The sequence below is a fragment of the Psychrobacter sp. AOP31-B2-9 genome, from assembly GCF_052378005.1.
In the GTDB taxonomy this organism is placed as follows: domain Bacteria; phylum Pseudomonadota; class Gammaproteobacteria; order Pseudomonadales; family Moraxellaceae; genus Psychrobacter.
Genome location: NZ_JBQSXG010000355.1, coordinates 1 through 366 on the forward strand (window position 1 = coordinate 1; position 366 = coordinate 366).

At 42.1% G+C, this 366-nt stretch carries 1 pseudogene; it reads left to right on the top strand.

What is annotated here, in order from left to right:
* Positions 1–366: pseudogene (locus tag ACT3SX_RS15605) on the top strand (transposase); the annotation flags it as partial.

Below are 366 nucleotides of genomic sequence, written 5' to 3' on the forward strand. Positions count from 1 at the left end.
AAATTAAGAACCTACAGTAACGAATTTAAAGCTGAAGCTGTCAAGAAGATAGCAGATAATAATGGCAATATCTCAGCTACTGCAAAGCAGTTAGGTATTGCTATGCAAACGCTATCAAACTGGCATAACAAAGCCAATCAAGGCAAGCTTGTTGGCACAGAGCAATATGATCCTGACCTTATGAGTGCTCTTCAAGAAATAAAGCAGCTCAAGCGTCAGCTCAAAGTGGCTGAAGAGGAGCGCGAGATTCTAAAAAAGGCGACCGCGTACTTCGCGAAAAACAGCCCGTAAAGTACGCTTTTATCAAAGACAATCGTCAGATATTTAGCACCACTACTATGTGCCGTGTATTAAGCGTTAAGCCCT